1 protein-coding gene is annotated in these 535 nt (G+C 46.0%); it reads left to right on the forward strand.

The genetic code is table 11. The features are described from left to right. Positions 1–531 (forward strand): hypothetical protein (locus DJ69_RS17885; protein ID WP_218962312.1); only part of this gene is annotated, 531 nt, incomplete at its 5' end. Positions 532–535 lie beyond the last annotated feature (4 nt).

Raw genomic sequence — 535 nt, forward strand, 5'->3', positions numbered from 1 at the left:
TCTCCTACAGAAGAGCGTACTCCGTATATTATGATTGAGGAAATCCGTGACCGGACACAGAATCTCATTATGGAGGCGTGTCGGTCAGAAAATCCCGTTCTCATAGAAGCGCCCCCCGCTAGTGGGAAGACCTATAATGCGGTTCGCTTGGCTGCACAAGGCTATAATGTCCTGTATCTTGCAGGCCGAACAGATCTCTATGGCCAAGCAGAACGCGAGGTAGAACAAATCAAAGGCGAAGGAGGTGATAACGACATTACAGTAGAAACGATTCCCAGCCCTAATCGGCATTGTAAGACGTTTCAGGATAACAATTCTGGCGATACACACAAGGCGAAACGCCTGTATGCCAAGGGTATTTCTGCCAAGGAACTTCATACAGACCGGAATAATATCTCTATGCCATGTCACACGGAGAACTCACCGTGTGAGTATGTCGACAAGCGAGAGCGTCTAAATAACGGTTTTAATAATATTGATATTTTAATAGGAAATCACCAGCACGCCTATAATCCGTGCTGTGTTGAATAGCGAT

This window comes from Halorubrum persicum (assembly GCF_002727125.1).
In the GTDB taxonomy this organism is placed as follows: Archaea; Halobacteriota; Halobacteria; order Halobacteriales; family Haloferacaceae; genus Halorubrum; species Halorubrum persicum.